The sequence below is a fragment of the Kitasatospora sp. NPDC059462 genome, assembly GCF_042749955.1.
In the GTDB taxonomy this organism is placed as follows: Bacteria; Actinomycetota; Actinomycetes; order Streptomycetales; family Streptomycetaceae; genus Kitasatospora.
In genome coordinates this window covers 1-16,477 of the sequence record NZ_JBHYUU010000126.1, presented here as the reverse complement: position 1 = coordinate 16,477, position 16,477 = coordinate 1, and the positions used below count along the sequence as shown (strand labels likewise).

The 16,477-nt window shown below is 73.0% G+C and carries 16 protein-coding genes; 6 read left to right on the top strand and 10 right to left on the bottom strand.

Annotated features, from left to right (window positions below; all coding sequences use genetic code 11):
• Window positions 1-144 precede the first annotated feature (144 nt).
• Entirely contained in the window at window positions 145-429 is a 285-nt protein-coding gene (locus tag ACFXAM_RS26790; protein WP_380294884.1) for a hypothetical protein, read from the bottom strand.
• 426 nt (window positions 430-855) lie between these two features.
• The gene (locus tag ACFXAM_RS26785; RefSeq protein WP_380294883.1) at window positions 856-1,047 is read right to left on the bottom strand and encodes a hypothetical protein; all 192 of its coding nucleotides are present in this window, start codon (window positions 1,045-1,047) and stop codon (window positions 856-858) included.
• 150 nt (window positions 1,048-1,197) lie between these two features.
• Here ACFXAM_RS26785 and ACFXAM_RS26780 point away from each other — a divergent pair, with 150 nt between their 5' ends.
• Window positions 1,198-1,839: a hypothetical protein gene (locus ACFXAM_RS26780; protein ID WP_380294882.1), complete on the top strand. Its 642-nt coding sequence runs from the start codon at window positions 1,198-1,200 to the stop codon at window positions 1,837-1,839.
• Between the two features lie 112 nt (window positions 1,840-1,951).
• Window positions 1,952-2,515 carry a hypothetical protein gene (locus ACFXAM_RS26775; RefSeq protein ID WP_380294880.1) on the top strand — a complete coding sequence of 188 codons (564 nt, stop codon included), beginning with the start codon at window positions 1,952-1,954 and terminating at the stop codon, window positions 2,513-2,515.
• Window positions 2,516-2,553: 38 nt separating this feature from the next.
• Here the strand turns inward: ACFXAM_RS26775 and ACFXAM_RS26770 are convergent, their stop codons facing one another.
• On the bottom strand, window positions 2,554-3,333 hold the full coding sequence (locus ACFXAM_RS26770) for a hypothetical protein (RefSeq protein ID WP_380294879.1): 780 nt from the start codon (window positions 3,331-3,333) through the stop codon (window positions 2,554-2,556).
• A 312-nt stretch (window positions 3,334-3,645) separates the two neighbouring features.
• On the opposite strand from ACFXAM_RS26770, the gene ACFXAM_RS26765 reads away from it, so the two are divergent.
• Complete coding sequence (locus ACFXAM_RS26765; protein WP_380294878.1) at window positions 3,646-3,939, top strand: hypothetical protein; 294 nt, start codon at window positions 3,646-3,648, stop codon at window positions 3,937-3,939.
• Between the two features lie 358 nt (window positions 3,940-4,297).
• Window positions 4,298-4,513, top strand: coding sequence for a hypothetical protein (locus ACFXAM_RS26760; RefSeq protein ID WP_380294876.1), 216 nt, complete (start codon window positions 4,298-4,300; stop codon window positions 4,511-4,513).
• A gap of 59 nt (window positions 4,514-4,572) precedes the next feature.
• Here the strand turns inward: ACFXAM_RS26760 and ACFXAM_RS26755 are convergent, their stop codons facing one another.
• Window positions 4,573-4,830, bottom strand: coding sequence for a hypothetical protein (locus ACFXAM_RS26755; protein ID WP_380294874.1), 258 nt, complete (start codon window positions 4,828-4,830; stop codon window positions 4,573-4,575).
• Window positions 4,831-4,864: 34 nt separating this feature from the next.
• Window positions 4,865-5,488 (bottom strand): hypothetical protein, encoded by a 624-nt coding sequence (locus ACFXAM_RS26750; protein ID WP_380294872.1) that lies wholly within the window; start codon window positions 5,486-5,488, stop codon window positions 4,865-4,867.
• A gap of 326 nt (window positions 5,489-5,814) precedes the next feature.
• Here ACFXAM_RS26750 and ACFXAM_RS26745 point away from each other — a divergent pair, with 326 nt between their 5' ends.
• Window positions 5,815-7,209 carry a hypothetical protein gene (locus ACFXAM_RS26745; RefSeq protein ID WP_380294871.1) on the top strand — a complete coding sequence of 465 codons (1,395 nt, stop codon included), beginning with the start codon at window positions 5,815-5,817 and terminating at the stop codon, window positions 7,207-7,209.
• A 1,340-nt stretch (window positions 7,210-8,549) separates the two neighbouring features.
• Entirely contained in the window at window positions 8,550-9,236 is a 687-nt protein-coding gene (locus tag ACFXAM_RS26740; protein WP_380294869.1) for a DUF402 domain-containing protein, read from the top strand.
• A 26-nt stretch (window positions 9,237-9,262) separates the two neighbouring features.
• Here ACFXAM_RS26740 and ACFXAM_RS26735 read toward each other — a convergent pair whose 3' ends face one another.
• The 5 genes from ACFXAM_RS26735 to ACFXAM_RS26715 form a co-directional block, all read right to left on the bottom strand.
• Window positions 9,263-9,577 (bottom strand): hypothetical protein, encoded by a 315-nt coding sequence (locus ACFXAM_RS26735; RefSeq protein ID WP_380294868.1) that lies wholly within the window; start codon window positions 9,575-9,577, stop codon window positions 9,263-9,265.
• Between the two features lie 434 nt (window positions 9,578-10,011).
• A complete protein-coding gene (locus tag ACFXAM_RS26730) occupies window positions 10,012-10,464 on the bottom strand; it encodes a hypothetical protein (RefSeq protein ID WP_380294866.1) in 453 nt (150 codons plus the stop codon).
• A 306-nt stretch (window positions 10,465-10,770) separates the two neighbouring features.
• On the bottom strand, window positions 10,771-11,730 hold the full coding sequence (locus tag ACFXAM_RS26725; RefSeq protein ID WP_380294865.1) for a replication-relaxation family protein: 960 nt from the start codon (window positions 11,728-11,730) through the stop codon (window positions 10,771-10,773).
• Between the two features lie 340 nt (window positions 11,731-12,070).
• Window positions 12,071-12,958: a replication-relaxation family protein gene (locus ACFXAM_RS26720; RefSeq protein WP_380294863.1), complete on the bottom strand. Its 888-nt coding sequence runs from the start codon at window positions 12,956-12,958 to the stop codon at window positions 12,071-12,073.
• Window positions 12,959-13,497: 539 nt separating this feature from the next.
• Window positions 13,498-15,942: a Helicase associated domain protein gene (locus tag ACFXAM_RS26715; RefSeq protein WP_380294862.1), complete on the bottom strand. Its 2,445-nt coding sequence runs from the start codon at window positions 15,940-15,942 to the stop codon at window positions 13,498-13,500.
• Between the last annotated feature and the right edge of the window lie 535 nt (window positions 15,943-16,477).

Genomic DNA, 16,477 nt, shown 5'->3' with positions numbered 1-16,477 from the left:
GCGTGCCCGACCGCCCACCCCTCCCCGCGCCCCCCCCACGCGGCCACCACCCCCCAGGCGGCTTCAAGCTGGGGTGGCCCCGGTACCCCGGGCCAACCCCTCGTCCATGCTCGGATCGTTCCCGGGAGAACGCGTCGGCCTGGGCTACAGGAACGGCCGGGCGAGGATGCGCAGCTGCTGCTCGGCGATGGCGCCCATGGGGCCGGCGGTGCCGAGGTGGGCCACGATGGTGGTCTCGAACAGCTCCAGCATCGACTCGGCCTCGTGCAGGGACCGGCGGGCGAAGTCGGCCCGGGCCTCGGGGGAACTACCGAGCTCCATGCCGATCCGGCCGTCGGTGAAGGCGGTGAAGATGTTCTCCTGCATCTCGATGTTCCTGCGGTACTTGTCGCGGAGGAAGTCGACCATCGCCTGGGTGCTGTTGCGCATCGCGTCATCGTGGCGCACCGGCCGCCGGAGCACACCCCCTGTGAGGTACCCGGTCCAACGGGAGGGCTACACCGTGCGGATGGCATGTTCGCGGCCGAAAGATCACAGGTCACAGCCCTAGCGGTGACCTGGCAGGCAGGTCTACTGTTCCCGGCACGGCGGCCCCGCCACAGCACCACCGGGCCGCCGGGCAGAGCAGCCACGCCCATGTCCTCCCCGGCGTAGCTGGCCTCCCACCGGCCGGGCCCCGCGGAACACCCCCCTTGCCTCCCGGGACCCGGCCGCCTGCATCCCGTGCCCGCCCGGACACGGAGGCCGCCGCGCCTTCGACTCCTCGCCCGGCCGCCCCACCAGCTCCACCTTCCTGAGGTCCGCCTCGCCGAGAGCGGCGTCGAGGCCTGCCGGAGCTGTCGGACCGCTGGTGCGCTACCCGCCGAGCCCAGCAGCCTTGAGCTCGGCCAGCAGTTCGGCCACGGCCTGCGCGCTCGGGTTCTCCCGGACCTGGGTGGTGGCGGCCTCGATCCGCTCGCGCGTCTCGGCCGGCAGGTCGCGGGCCGTGGCGGCGAGCTGGTCGAGGCGCGCGGTGTGGCCCGGAGGCGGGGTCAGGTCATCGTCCATGCCGCGATGATGACTCGGCCGGGCGCCGTCCGAGGCGGAATCCCGTAGAACCGGGCAGTCGCCGTGGTGACGGTCTGGAGTGTCTCGTACGGGCGGCCGGGAGCGGGCAGACTACTGGCTGTCCGTCATCGACCCGGGGAGGCCGGAACCGTGTGGGATCCCGACACCGAGCTCCAGGAGCACGCCGAGCGGTACGCCGTCAGCCATGACGGCCGGCATCCGTTCACGGACGCCTGGCCGTGGGCGGAGGCGGTCGTCGCCTGGTACCGCGGGCGGCCGGAGCGGCTGACCTCCCGCGCGGAGGTCGTGATGGGCGAAGACGACTGGGCCCTGGTCGTCGCCGGCGTCGCCGAGTCGCTGCGGCTGCGGATGCGTACTGGCGAGATCGGCGACATCCGTGTGGACCTCCTGGCCGACGAGCTGCTGCTCTGGGCCCGGGTCGGGATCGAGTTCCCGCAGCCCGGGGAGGCCGGATGGCCGGCCCCGGACGGGCCGTACGCGGACCGGTGGGACGCGCTGGCCGACGTGCTGATCGCCGGCGGTGAGCGGGGCCGGAGCGTGGTCAGGGCCGTGACCACCGTGCTCAAGGAACTGGAGTTCCTCGCGCGCTCCCGGCCGTATCTGCGCGGAGCGGCGTACAACACCCTGATGGAGTACCGGTTCGCCGCGCAGGGCTGCGACACGGTGACACTCGCCGAAGTGGCCCCGGCACTCGGGGTCGGCCCCGTCCCGGTCCAGGACGTCGCCTGGTACGCCGGGTTCGCCGGCCTGGAGGAATCGCTGGTGACCTGACCGTTCCCGTGGCGGCGCCCGAGCAGGTGAATCCGGCGTGGCCTCCCGCTCGCCCCAGGCCCCGGCGGACCACCCTGGAGGGCACACGGACTCAGCGACGAAGGGGCTGCGGGTGGCCGGCCGCGAGGTGGAACACATCGAGCAGTTGAGCGCCGCCCTCGCCGTACTCGGCGCCGACTGGCAGCCCGACCCGGTCGCCGACGACGCCACCCGCGCCGTCATGCTGGCCACCGCCCTGCTGGGCGCGGCCGAGGCGCACCTGGTCGGCGCCGAGATGGACGCCGAGCAGACCGGCGCGGACATCGAGGCGCTGCGCACCGCGTACGGGCCGGTCCGGGGCGAGGTCGTGGCGGCCGCGATGCCCACCGCGGCCGACGCCGAGCGGCTGCTGGTGGTGCTGCGGATCGGCCTGCTCGTCGGGGACCTCAGCCGGGCGGCCGGGCCGGACGAGCAGGCCCCGGACATCGAGTCCCTGGCCGCCGCGCGCGATCTGGTCAGCGCCGCGGCCGCGATGGTCACCTATCACTACGCCCCGTCGTTCGACGACGGGGCGGGTGTTCCGCCGGTCGACGAGTCCCTGATGCTGGCGTTCGCGATGGCCGTCCAGGCCACCCGCCGCCTCGCCCGGATCGCGGGACTGCCGCCGGACGCCGACGAAGCGCAGGGTGAGGAGTGACCGGGTAGAGGGCGCGGCGTCGAGCGGCGCCGGCGCGCTTACGGCTGGTCGGCCGCCGGCTCGCGCTCCTGGCCCTGCTCCGCTTCTTCGACCACGGTCGCAGCGCCTTCTTCGGCGGGCAGCAGGTCGGCGGCGAGAAGGGGAAGGCCGAGCCGGTGGGCGGCGGCCGCGCACAGCGCGTCCGGCATCGTCAGGTCGACGCCGGCGGCCGCGGCCTGGGCGGTGAGTTCCAGGGCGAGCGCGGTGTCGCCGGCCAGGGTGGCGCGGTGCTTGGCCGGCCCCGGCTGACGCACTCCGACGACGGCGAGCTCCGCCAGTACGGCCTCGGCCCGGTCGTGGGCGCCGACGCGGGCGAGGACGGTGACCAGTTCGGCGACGGCGGGCTCGGGCAGCACGGCCTGGCCGAGCCAGGAGGCCTCCCGGGAGCCGGGCCCGCCGCCGATCCACGCGAGGACGGCGCGGGCGGTGAACACCACCCGCTGATCGCCGAGGGGCAGGATCGGGGTGCTGTCCGGCAGGGGGCGCAGTGCGGCCGGCAGCGGGCCGGGGTTCTCGTCCTCGGGCAGGTGGCCGCCGGTGAGCATGCGGGCGGGGCCGGAGGGCAGGTGGCCGGCGAGGAGCGGTTCGACGGTGGTGCGGAGCCGGTCCCGTACGGCCCAGAGCGGTTCGATGGTGATGGTGCCGTCGTCGGCGGTCCGGATGGCGACCAGGGCGCCCTCGGTGATGCGTGCGGCGCGCTGGATCTGGGTGGGCAGGATGAGCCGGCCGCGCTGTCCGACCTTGGCCGTGGCGATGACGGGCCCTGTGGTGGTGGTCATGGGCGCACCGTAGCCCGCAGGCCTTGCCCGTGTGGGCGTTATCTGGATCTGCTCACCCGAAAGCGTTGTGGGGCCTAGTTGCAGGAATGGCCCACATGTGGAGCTTCGGTGCACTGATCTCGCATCGGCCCACATATCCGGATCGGGGGTGGCCTTCGGGTCGACGGCCGCCACAATCGATCGGCACCTACCCCGACCGTCCCGCCCCCGCCCACCGACGACCAGTACGTCCGCACGACCCGCCAATGGCCCGTCACCCCCACCGACCAGGGGGCGACGGGCCCTTCCGTATGCCCGCGCCGATGGAGACCGATGCCGATGCTGCACTACACCCCCGCCGCCGCCCGGACCCTCGCCCGCCTGGAGAAGGGGCGCCGCGCCGACCCGCGCCGGCTGCGCCGGGTCCGCCGGGCGCTGGAGCATCTGGCCGCCGACCCGCATCACCCGGGCCTGCGCAGCCACTGCTACGCGGTCCTGCCCGGCCACCGCGGCACGGCGGCGTGGACGTCCTGCATCGACCAGGGGCCGGGCGCCTGGTGGATCCACTGGGCCTGGGGCCGCGACGGCGGCGCGGTCACCGTGCTGCGGGTGGGCCCGCACCTGTAGGCGGAGCGTCGGAGGACGGGCCGACCGGGGTGGGACGGGGGCTGTCCCAGTCCTGTCCCACCCCGTGTCTCAGGTGTCCGATTCCACCCGTTTCGCTAGGACAGTCCGAGCCGTTTTCCCTGGTAGTGGCGCTCCGCGCTCGAGCTGGGACAGGGGCTGGGACATCCGGCCCGGCGGGCGGCTTGTCCTGTGACAGGCGATCTTGACCGATTGCCATCCGATCTTGACTGCCAGCAGGTTCCTGCCACTTGTATCTTGGCCAGGGGCCTGATTCCTGCGGGCTTGCCGCCCGATGCGGTGCGCTTCGAGGGCGGGAAACCTGTCGCGGTCGCACTGGGCCCTCCGGGATGCTCGATCCATGCGTATCGACTTCGACGGCGTCACTCCGGTGCCGCGGATGCTGCTCCTCAGTGAGTTCCAGCTCCACTCCGACTTCCATGTCGAGCTGGAGAGGCCGGTGTTCGTCGCGGCGGGCGACCGCGTCTCGTACGAGGTCGGCGCCGTCGTGGTGACCCGCTCGACCGGTGAGCGCCACAGGTACCCGGAGGGCGACAGCTACTGGATCTGCCGCTGACGGCCTGGCGGTCAAACTCACCTGTCAATCGGTCAAGGTCGCCTGTCAGAGGACAGCGGCTACCGGCCCGGGGCGGCGCCGTCGATCGCGGCGAGCAGCCGGGCGTGGACAGCGGTGGCCGCCTCCCGGGTCGCCGCGTCCTCACTCTTCAGCTGAGGCGCGATGAGCTCGGCGGCCGCGGCGAGGACCGGCACCGGCACGGTCGCTTCGCGCAGGTGGAGGAGCTGGGAGGCGGCGCGCTCGCCGGCGGAGGCCTGGGCGCGGGTGTTGGGGATCAGGGAGTTGAGGCCCCGGGGCAGGGGCTGGCTGCTGGTCACCCGGCCCATTCTTCCGTGCCCCGGGCACGGGTGATCACCACGGCCGGTCGTCGGGCTCCTCGCCGGGCAGGGGCCCGTGGTGGTGGCGGGCGATGGCCTCCAGCAGCGCCTGACGGGCCCGGCGCCGACGGACGTCCTCGGAGCGGCCGGCGTCGGCGGCCCACTCGGGCAGCGGCCGCTCCTGCGCGGCCGCGGTGAGCTCCCGGCCCAGCTCGCCGATCGCCTCCTGCCAAGCGGCGAGCTGCCGGCCGAGCTCACCCACGAGGTCGTCGACGGCGGCCGCCGGATCGGCGCCGAACGCGCGGGCCTCCGCGGCGGCTTCGCCGAGGACGTCCTCGTCCAGGCCGTCGAAGGCGTCCCGCCACCCGGCCGTCTCGGCTGTCGCCTCGAACCGCCCCAGCACGCCGTGCAGCGCGGCGTCGACGGCCTCCGGCGACCAGGGCGGCGGGGTGCGCGGCGAGCGGACGGTGTCGGCGAGCACCCGGGCAGCGCCAGGACCGAGCGCCCGCCGCGCCCGGCCGGGCCGGACCGCGCTCACCGGCCGAGGGCGACGGCGCGGCGCGGGGCCGGCGGCCGGGACAGCAGAGAAGTCGTCACACAGCAGCAACCGCCCCAGCGCCCCGGCGGTCACGGGCAGCAGCGGGTGCAGCAAGGGCACCCTTGCTGCACCCGGGGCGTGCTGCTCCCTTCGATGTAGCAAGGGAGGCCTTGCTGCACGGCGGGGCAGCGCTGCGCAGCGAGCCGGTCGTGCTGCGCGCCGGCCGCTGCGCGTGCGCGGTGCGGGACAACCTGCTGCGCGGCGGGGACAACATGCGGGACAACACGGCGACCGGGGACGTGCGGGTGCGGGACAACGTGGCCGCGGGCCGACCAGTACGGGATTCCGGGCCGGTGCGAAAAGCCCGGCCCCGGCCGCCGCCGGGCTCGGAGAGGAAAAGCGCCCCGGTTCGAAATTCGGTGGCCGCTCCTGGTTACGATCACGCCATGCAAAACGAACCGGTGCGAAATAACGGCGGCGACGTGGCGCTGTTCGAGCTGGACGGCGATCAGGCCGAGCCCGCGCGCTGCAAGGGGCCGGAGTGCAAGAACACGCTGCCGCCGCGCACCGGCCGGGGCCGACGCCTGGCCTACTGCTCCCAGGCGTGCAAGAGCCGCGCCGACCGGGCCCGCACCAAGGCCCGGACCGCCGACCTGCCCGCCCAGGCCGACCCGGACGGCGAGCCGACCGCCGATCCGCAGCAGGACCGGACGCTCCCGCCGCAGCGGCAGCAGCTGCTCGACATCGCCGACGCCGTCCGCCGACACATCGACGCCTTCCTGGCCGCCGTGGACGACGACCCGGCCGCCGCCTACGCCGAGCTGGCCCACGAGATCCCCGCGCTGACCACCCGGCTGCTCGCCCGGGCGCAGGACGTGCGGGACGCGCTCCACCCGGGCGACGCCCAGGCCGTTGGAATTGCGCACCGGGGCGATTTCCCGGCACCCTCCGGGGAGAAGTTCGGCGCGGGTGAATCGCCCCGGGGCGAAAGTCCGGCCGACGCCTCCCCCCGCCCGGCAGCCGGTAATACGCCCCGGGGCGAAAACACCACCAGCGGGAGCGGCCCGGCCGGCACCCTCACCGCCGCCGACGCGAACACGCCGCTGCGCCATGCGGTCGTCGACCCGTACGCCCGCTTCGGTGGGCCCGACCGGCTGGACGACCTGACAGTGACGTTCGGTCCGGGCTGGGAGCTGGCGACCTGGACCGCCCCTGGCGTGGAGCTCGTGCTGCACGACGGCGCGGTGAAGGGCTGGACCGCCCTGTTGCCGGACGGCCCGTGGGGCCTGGGCGGCTGGATCGCCGTCGAGCACCAGGGCGACGGACGGCCCGGCCGCATCGTCGCCGACCGCTTCAGCCGCCCGCAGACCTACCGCAGCGCCGACCTCGCCCTCGACGCCTTCCTCCGCGCAGCCCCGACCACCCCGCCCTCCGCACCCGCACCCGCAACGGCGCCGACGCCGGCCGGGCCCGGCGGGGTGCCGGTGCCGGACCTGGCGCTCGCGGCCGCCGTCGGCTCGACGCCGCCGACCCTGCGCGGCCTGGGCGACCCGCACCGCGACTACGCGCTCGGCGACGGCCTGGTCCACCTCACCTGGCCCGGCCGCTCCGACGCCCAGGCCCTCGAACACCGCGGCCGCCTGGCGGGATGGACCGAGGTCTACGACGACGCGGGCAGCTGGATCGCCCTCATCTCCGGCCGCCCGGTCGCCGACGCCACCGACGACATCCCGCTCCTGTCCGCGAACCCGAACGACGCCCTCACCCTGCTGCGCCTGGCGCTCGATCAGGGCCTCGCCGCCGCCGGTCCGGCCCGGCCGCTTCCTCCCGTCCACGGGTGATCCCGGTCACGGACAAACCGGGAGGACAAGGCCCTTGACCAGGGCAAACCGGACAGGACAAGGGGGGCTGGTCAAGGGGTGCGGTCAGACCGCGGACAAGGGGTCGGTGTGCAGGGTCGGCGGCACCCCGGTCCTCGCCCGGGTGCCGGGGCCGGCCACCGCGCCGGTCCCGGCCGACCGTTGACGGAAGGCCACCTCGATGACCACCACCGCGCTTGCCCAACCCGACCCCACGACGACGACGGCGGAGGCCAGGCCGCCGGCCACCACCGGCCGCGGCTCCCGGGCGAGGCCTCGCCCGACCGGGACAAGGGGCCCGCGGCCACCTCCACGGGCACCTCCGCCCGCACCTCCACGCCCTTTCCGCTCGAATCCGGCGTTTCCGGTCGACGAGCGGGCCCGGCAGGAGGCCGAGCACGAACAGGCCGCGCTCGACGCCGCGGCCGCCGAGGAGAAACGCGCCCGTTCCTGGTGGCGGCGCTCCTGACCGGCTGCTCCTCGCCGCAGGGCTGCTGAGCTGCGGCGGTGAGTTTGGGCACCTCCGTTGACCTGCGGTGGTGAGTTTCGCCGACCGGCCGGTGAGTTTCCCTCCCAGGCCCGGTGAGATTGCCAGGCCTGGGCAGCCACCGGCCGGTGAGTTTCGGGTATCTACCCAGGTCAGAGGCCGGTGAGAACGGGACTGTCCCCGTTCTCACCGGTCCGTGGACAGGCTGGGCCGTTCGGGTGGTCGCCGGGTTGGACGGCCAGGCCGGGTGGGGAGAGCCTTCGGCATGACGACACCCTCGGCCAGGCGCCGGCGCGGCCCGGCCCAGCTCGCCGTGCCCGTGCCTGCTACGCCGGTCCGGGCCGCGAGGCCGTCGGTGCCGGCCCGCTCACGTCCGGCGGGCGGGTGCTGCCGGACCTGGTCGAGCGAGCACCTCACCTACGGCGGGGTCGTCGTCCGGACGACCTGGCACGAACCCGCCTGCCCGGCCTGGCCGCGGTGACCACCAACACGGACACCGAGCAGTGCGGTCCGGACGCGGGCGTGTGAGGTCCTGCTCCACGACGGCCTGCACCTGGCCTGCTGACGGTGCAACACGGGATGCAACGCGCGCAACGCGAAGGCCTTGGCCGATCCCCGCGTTGCACCCCTGACCTGCACGAATCGCGGGGAAGGCTCGGGGTGCAACGCGTTGTTGCACCCCCGATTCCCGTCCTGAGGGCCGACCCGAGCCGAGCCCGGCCGATGCCGTACCCGGCTCCGGGCGGCGGCCGCCGGAATACCGGTGCGTCACTCTTTCGAGTGGACTCTCCGGCCGTGCTGTCGGGAAGGTTTGCCGCAGTGAAGGCTTGCTGTCGTGACCGATACCAACCTCTTCCAACCCGGCACCACGGTGGTGCGCCGCGACGTCCACGCCGGCCGGGTGTGGACCGCCATGCCACAGCGGGTCGTCGACGACACCGGCCTCGTGCTGACGCTGGCCTCCTGGCCGGGGATCGAGAGCCTGGCCCCCACGACCTGGATCACCTCGCTCGCCACCGGCGACGACACCGCCCGCAAGCAGGGCCTCGCCGACCTCGCGGCCGGCACCTGGACCCTCGGCCTCCACCGCTGGCAGGGCACCGAGGTGCGCTCGCACTTCCTGGCCGGCGAGTGGTTCTCCGTCCACTGTTTCCAGGACGCGGCCACCAGGGAGCCGTTGCGCTGGTACGTCAACTTCGAACGTCCCTACCAGCGCCAGCCCGGCCTCGGCATCGACACGATGGACCTTGCCCTCGACCTCGTCGTCACCCCCGACCTGTCCGGGCACCACTGGAAGGACGAGGAGGAGTACGCCCAGCTGCGCCGCCTGGGGGTGGTCGACGACTACACGGCCGGCCAGATCGACCGGGCCCGCGGCCGGGCGATCGGCATGCTGGACGGCCAGGCCGGGCCGTTCGCCGCCGGCTGGCCCACCTGGGCACCGGACCCGGCCTGGCCGCTGCCGACGCTGCCGCCCCGCGCCGACGAAGCAGCCCCCTCGACGGTTCCCTACCGGGCGTAACGGGCGGTACGGCTCCCGGCGCCGGACTACGCCGCCGCGCCCTCCGCCGGCTCGCCGACGTGCTTGAGCCGGCTGCGGGCGGCGACCCGGTCCTCGCCCGACAGCCCGGCCCAGTACTCGTCCGCCCATACCCGGTGGGCGGCCTGCCGCTCGGCCTCCTCCAGGCGCGCCGACTCCGCCAGCTGCTCCTCGGCGAGGCCTTCGCGGGCCGCTTCCAGGTCACCGTTGAAGGCCGGCAGCGCGGCCAGGTGGGCCCGGCGCTCGGCCTGCACGGCCTCCAGCGCGCGCTGTGCCTCGATCAGGCGGTCGGGGTACTCGAAGGTCTTCTGCTGCTTGCCCACGGGAGGGGATCGTACGCGCGAGCGGATCCGCGTCCGGCCGCGCCCCGCCGACACACCTTGACGGCCGTCCCGGAATGGGCGGGCGGATTCCTGATGGTTGGCCCGGGTACCTTGATGCCCGGCCCCGGGCTCCGGCGGGATTCCTTGATGGTCGCCCCGCCGCCCGGCCGGTCACCTTGATGACCGCCTTGGAAGGCTTCCCCGACACCTTGGAGGCCGTCCCGCCGGGGCCCCGCGAACCTTGGAGGCCGGGTAAAAATCGCAGGTCAAAGCACCGGTGGAGCCGGGTGTGGATACCTTGATGGCCGCCCGGGCGTGCCCGGGCGGCCACCCGCCCCATGTGCACAGCACCGCCGGTGGCGGCGTCGCCGAGACCGGCGCGCAGCCGCGTTGCGCCGCGAGGAGTGATCCCGTCGGCGAGATCCTGGACTTGCTCAGCGCGCCGCGGCGTAGCCGACGAGGGTATCGAGGGCGGTGTTCGCGGCCGAGCGCCGTTCGGCGGTCGTCATCAGCTCGCACTCCCGGTACATGCCGTCCGTCGTCGCGCCCAGTCCGGCGCGGGCCAGGCGCCGAAACTCCGGGCTGGCGACGCCGGGCGCTTCGAGGTCGGTCAGGGCAGCGGGGATGTCGCCTACGAGCTCGATGATCGCGCCGCACGCCAGCTCTACCAGCCGGGCGGTGGTCACCGCGTCCTCGACCAGCAGCGTCAGCGCCATGTCCTGGCAGGAGACGCAGCCCGCGAAGGCCGCGCCGGTCACCTCCGCGAACAGCCGGCTGTCCGCTTGCCAGCCGCCCGGTTGCGGGATGGCCTCCAGGCCCCAGCCACGGTGGTCGTGATCCGCCCCAGAGCGGGGCCGCCGCGGCTTGCCGGACTTCTCGCGCCCCACGCAGTCCTCCTCGTGCGCCTGCGGACCGGCCGGTCCACCGGCACCGTAGCGGCCTGGAGCACTGCTGCGGGCTACTACGGCCGAACCCCCCCGATCGTGTTCCTCGGCTTCGGGGGCGCTCACCTTGGTGACCGCCCCTGGGCCCAGGCCGCTCACCTTGATGGTCTTCCAAGGTATCGACGGAACCTTGGAAGATAGATCACGGAAAGGTAACGCGGCAGGTCAGATGGTTGGTGAGTTGAGCTGAACACCTTGATGGCCACCACCGGGCGTGCTGGGGCGGCCATCAAGGTGAGAGCGGGCCGGTCAGTTGTGCCGGCCGGCGGCGGTGAGTTCGTGGAAGCCGAGCGGCTCGGCCTGGCGGTCCGCCAGCGGGTACCAGGCCGCTCCGGTCGGTCCGTACTGCTGGAGGGCCTCCAGGCCGGCAGCGGCGGCCGGGACGGCCGTGAGCATCTTGGCGACGTGCCGGTCCTCGGCGTGCACCTGGAGCTCGTCGACCCGGTTGTCGAAGCCGACCTGGCCGGTGCCGGTGAGAACGAACAGCAGCCGCGGGAAGCGCACGTACCGGCGCTGCCACAGCGGCACCCGGCCTCCCTGCTCGGCCTCGATGGTGCCCGAGCGCATCCCGGCCGGGAGCGTCTTCGTCGACCAGTAGCGGGCATAGGTGTGCAGCTTCGACGCCAGCCGCTCGGCACCCATCGTGCCGCGGTCGACCTCCACGAACGCCCGCAGCCGTGCGATCGTGCCGTCCGGCTCGCGCACCCCGTAGTACAGCAGGCCGTCCGGGCGCACCGAGCCGTCCCGGCCCTCGGCGAAGCGGTGGGTGACCTCCGGGATGAAGTCGAACGGCCCGTACCCGTCCCCGCGCGCCCGGGCGTCGGCCAGGAACGCCAGGTGCGTGCGCACCACGGCCAACTGGTGCCACAGCGTGTACTTGAACGCCGTCGCATCCCCCGGCAGCCGCGGCGCCGGCACCTCGGCCAGCTCCGGGAACGCGGCCGCGATCCGGGCCCCGTGCTCGCTCAGGAACCAGCCCTTCGCCCGCCCGGACTGCGGCAGCACCAGCTCGACCACCAGACCCTCGTCCCGCAGCCGCCGCAGCCGGCCGCGCATCTTCTCGATACTGCCGTCCGGGGCGTGCAGCTGCCGCAGCTGCTCGGCGGTGGCGATCCGGAACTGGAACAGCGAGGCCAGCACGGCCCAGGAGATCTCGACCTCCCGCGCCTCGCTGTCCGGCTCCGCCCCGGTCCGCGCCCTGCGCCTCATCGCCCTGGTCGTGCTCGTCGTCTCCGTCGTCATCACGGTGCCCTTCGGCGGGCGCGGGGCCGGGTGCCCCGCGCGGTCGCCGAAGGGAATCCCGCACACCTTGGCGGATCCCTTGGCGATCCAACCTCCAGCGGCAACGATCACGTAACGGCCCAGGCCGAGGCGGCCATCAAGGTGTTCTCCAACTTTGGCGGACTCCTTGATGCCGGGCCCCGAACCTTGGAGAACTCCTTGATGGCCGGCCTCCAACCTTGGAGACGGCCCCGGCACCTTGACGGATGTCTTGATGCCGGGGGCCGGACACCTTGATGCCCGGCACGGCACCGGCCGCCGGGCGGTCCTACAACTCCCAGGCGCTGCACCGGCCCCGCGTGTGGTTGGCGAGGGTCTCCCAGACGGCGGCGCCCGGGCCGTGCTCCTCGAGGTCGGCGAGGCGGGCGACGCCGGCCTTCACGGTCATCAGCATCCGGGCGACCATCGGGTGGCCGTCGGCGAGCGCCTGGAGGTCACGCACACGTCGGCCGGCGGCCTGCTCGCCGGTGTCGGCCAGGACGAACAGCAGCCGAGGGAAGGCCGGGTACCGCTGCTGCCAGGCCGGGAGAACGCTCTGCGAGTAGGAGGTGCGCCGCAGGTGGGCCGGGACGGGGTGGTGCTCGTGGAAGCGGGCGTAGCCGATCAGCTTGGCGGCGAGCTTCTCACTGGCCATCGTGCCGCGGTCGACCTCCACGAACGCCCGGTGCAGACGACGGTGCTGCCCGGCTTGCACGTAGTGCAGCAGGCCGTCGGGGATCACCGCTCCGTCCCGGCCTTCGCCGAAGCGGTGGTAGACCTCGGGCAGGAAGTCCAGCGGCCCGCACTCGTCCCCCGCCGCCCGGGCGCCGGCCACGAAGGCGACGTGGGTGCGCACGACGGCCAGGACGTGGCCGACCCGAAGTCGGGCCGCGGTCTTGTCCTCGGGCAGCGGCGGGGAGGCGACGCCCTCCAGCTCGGGGAAGGTCGCGGCGATCCGCACCGCGTGCTCGGTCAGGAACCACGCCTGCAGTTTCCCGGCCTGCGGCAGCACGACGGCCTCGACCAGGCCCTCGTCCTTGAGCCGTCGCAGCCGCTTGCGCATCTGCTCCGGGCCAACGTGCGGGGTGTGCAGGACGCGCAGCTGCTCGGCGGTGGCCATCCGGAACTGGAACAGCGCGGCGATCACGTCGTGGTCGATCTCGGGCGGAACAGCCATCACGGACTCCTCGGGTCGGTACCCGCTGCCCTGGTGGCAGCGGGCACCGCATGGAAGCCCGCGGTTCTCACCGGTTTTCTCACCACTAGCCGTCCCTGCGGTCACGATCCGACAACGGGTGCACTAACCGGCCCGGTAAGGGGTGGTGAGAACGGGTGCGCCAACCGGCTGCCGCCCCGCCCGCCCGCTGCGCCCAGAATTTAGGGAAAACAGCAGGTCAGGGCAGGTGGTGAGTAGCTGGAAAGGTTGAACTCACCACCCCGACAACCCTTCCTTCCTTCTTCTTCTTTGGTCTTTGTAGTTGTTGTAGTGGCAGTTGTCGTTGGTCGGTAGGGTTCGGCGCCTGCGGCGGGCCCTTTCTTCTTCGGCGTCCGGCTGGTGCCGGCCGCGCGTGGATGGGGCGGCGCGGGGCGCGGGCGGCCCTGGAAGGCCGCTGGAGGAGGCGGAGACGGCTCTGCCCGCCGCGTTCCTCGGACACGGCGGGCAGAGCGGGCACAGGCGCCCTGGAGAGCCTTCAGCGGGCAAGAGGGCCGGGCTGGTCAGCGCCAGTCGAGGCCGAGCGCGGCGAGCTGCTCCAGCTGCTCGCCGGTCAGCTTCGCCCGGCGGGTCTTGGTGTTGGAGATCCACACACCGAGCTTCACCTCCACCGTGCCGCCGTCGCCGTCCGGGACCGGCTCGACATGCTGGCGCGGCACGGTCACCGATCCGGTGCGCTCCCGGTACAGCGCGAGCGCGGCCACGCCCCGGTCGAACGCGCTCGGCTTCCCAGCGCCGGCCTTCTTCGCCGCCGCGCCCTCCTGCCCGGCCGGGGCCGGGAGCGGCTCGATGCCGAGCCCGGCGAGGCGCCCCTGCTGCCCGTCCATCAGGCTCTGCCACACGATGTGCTGGCGCTGGCGCTCCAGCCACCGGCCCACGTCCAGCCCGTGCAGGGTCACCCCGGGCAGCAGATCGGACAGCTCGGCGCCGCCCTGGACGCACTCGCGCACGGCGGCGAAGTGGCGCTGCCAGTCCAGCGGCCACGCCGGTTTCCAGTCCGGGTCGATCTCCTCCAGCGCCTCCACCCGGTCCGGCCGGCCGTCCAGGACGCCGGGGCGGCGCTGGTTGGACAGCCACTGCCCGACCGGCTTGTCCAACGCCGTCGCGGTGCGCGGCGCCGCCAGGGTGTGGTGGTCCTTGTAGTACTCCCGGCACGCGGCGAGGTTCTCCTCCCACGCCGCGTCCAGCGGATCCCACACCATCCCCAGCGCCTCCAGCCGCTCGACGCGCTTGCCCTCCATCTGCCCGGCGTCGTACGCCTTGCGCTGCTCGCTCACCCAGTGCCCCAGCGGGTACATCTGGTGCGGCTCCAGCCCGGCCCTCGTCGCCTCGCGGTGGTCGAACGGCACTCGCAAGTGCCCCTCCCGCTTGTAGTACTTCTCGGCCGCCGACCACCCCCTCGCCCAGTCCTGACGCTCCGTGTCGATCACCTGGAAGCTCACCCAATTCGCGACCATCACCGGGTCACGCGGAGCCGAAAAACGCAGCAGCATCCGGCTTTCCTTCTCGCCCTCCTTCGGAGCCGGGCCGATATCCGTGGACGGCTCCACCTCCTTCTTCTGCTCGACCTGAGGAATCGCCAGCAATTCCACGGCCTCCTCATCGTGAGCCCGCAGCGCCTGCAACACGTTCACCAAAGGCCGGTAACTCCCGGAGGTGAACATGTCCTGCGGCGCCTCACCCTCTTTCAGGAACACGGGCACGATCAGGCTGGCGAGCTTCCCCTCACCGGGCTGCTGCCGCAAAGCCCGCCCGATCGCCTGCACGATGTCGTGCGGCGCCCCCTTCGGATCCAGCAGCGCCACCGAGTCCACCGCCCGGATGTCCACCCCCTCACCCAGCACCCGGCAGTTGCACAACACCGACCACAACGCGCTGCGCCCGAACTCCCCGATCACCCGCCCCCGCCGCTCCCCGGCGTGCTCACCCTTCAGCCAGCCCGCCCAGATCCGCTCCGGGTACGTCTCCGGATCCGCCGCGTGCAGCCGCCGCGCCATCGCCGGCAACCCCTCCGCGAACGCGTTCGCCTCCACCGTCCGGTGATGGAACGTGATCATCGTCCGCAACCGGTGCTGCGCCATGGTGCGCAGCATGGCGGCCTGGAGGGCGCCGAGCCGCTGGCCGCGGATCTCCTCCTGGCGCCGCTCGGGGCTCATCAGCTTCTCCGGGGTGACGACCGGGTCGGTCAGTTCGACGACGATGATCTGGTACCGGGCGAGCAGACCGCGCTTCACCGCCTCGGACAGGGGGAGCTTCCACGCGACCGGGCCGAAGATCGCCTCGTCGTCCATCGACGCGGCCATCTCCTCCGGCATCCGCTCATGCCGCTCACCCTCCCGCAGGTCCCAGGCCGGAGCCGGCCGCTCCTGCCAGATCCGGGGGGTGGCCGTCGCGTACAGGCGTCGGGCCGACGGGATGACCTCCTGGTGGTGGATGTCCGCCCACGCCTTCCCCAAGCTCCCCGACGTGCGGTGCGCCTCGTCGACCACCGCCAGGTCCAGCGGGTCCAGGCGCTTGCCGTAGGCGCCCTCGAAGGCCTCCGCCAGCACCCCCAGCGAGCTGTAGGTGGCGAACATGGTGACCGGCCCCGAGCCGTGCCACATCGCCAGCCGGATCGGGTTCGTCGTGCACCGCACGTCCATCGACCACAGCTCGACGTCGTCCTCCATCGAGCACACCGCGACCGCCGGCCCCGTGTGCCCGACCTCCCGCCACGCCTTGACCGTCTGCCCCAGCAGGGCCAGCGTCGGCACCAGCACGAGCACCCGGCCGCGCGGCACCATCCGGCGCGCGGCCGCCGCGCAGATGTACGTCTTCCCGGTCCCGCAGGCCGCGTGAATCTGCGCCCGCAGCCCGCGCGCCGGAATCGCCCCGCCCGGCGGGATGTCCAGCGCGCGAATGATCGCGTCGACCGCCTCGATCTGGTGGTCCCGCAACTCGATGGGCATTGCCCCGTCCCTTCGTGGAATGCTGGAGGGGATTTCCTTGATCGCACAACACCCGCAAGAGAGTCGAACACCGGGGGTGTGCCTGCAACACTGACTCTACACAGTGCATCACTGTGATGCATCAGGCTTGCCGAAGCTTCACGCTTCAAGGTGATGCGGGCGATTTTCGGGCATGAAGCCACGCTTCGAGTGGTACACTCATCCCGTGGCAAGGGTTCTGGAGGTGAGCAGTGACGGGCATTCAGAGTGGGCGGAGCGAAGCGGAGTCCACCGGGCTCGACAAGGGGTGCCGGCCTTGACTGACTGTGAGGTCACGGAGCGTTAGAGGCCAGGGGTGGCGCGGGATTTCTGGGCCTACACGGTGCCGCGCGTGATGCACCCACCCCGCTCAGTCAGCCATCGGATTCCCGCTTGCGGGAATCCTAGAAAACCCAGCGAAGCGGGTTTTCCTCGCCTATATAATTCCGCTTGCGGAATTCAATTTCAGCGCTTGCGCTGGAATTTTGCCGAAGCGGAAGCGGAGGCGTTTCCTGCC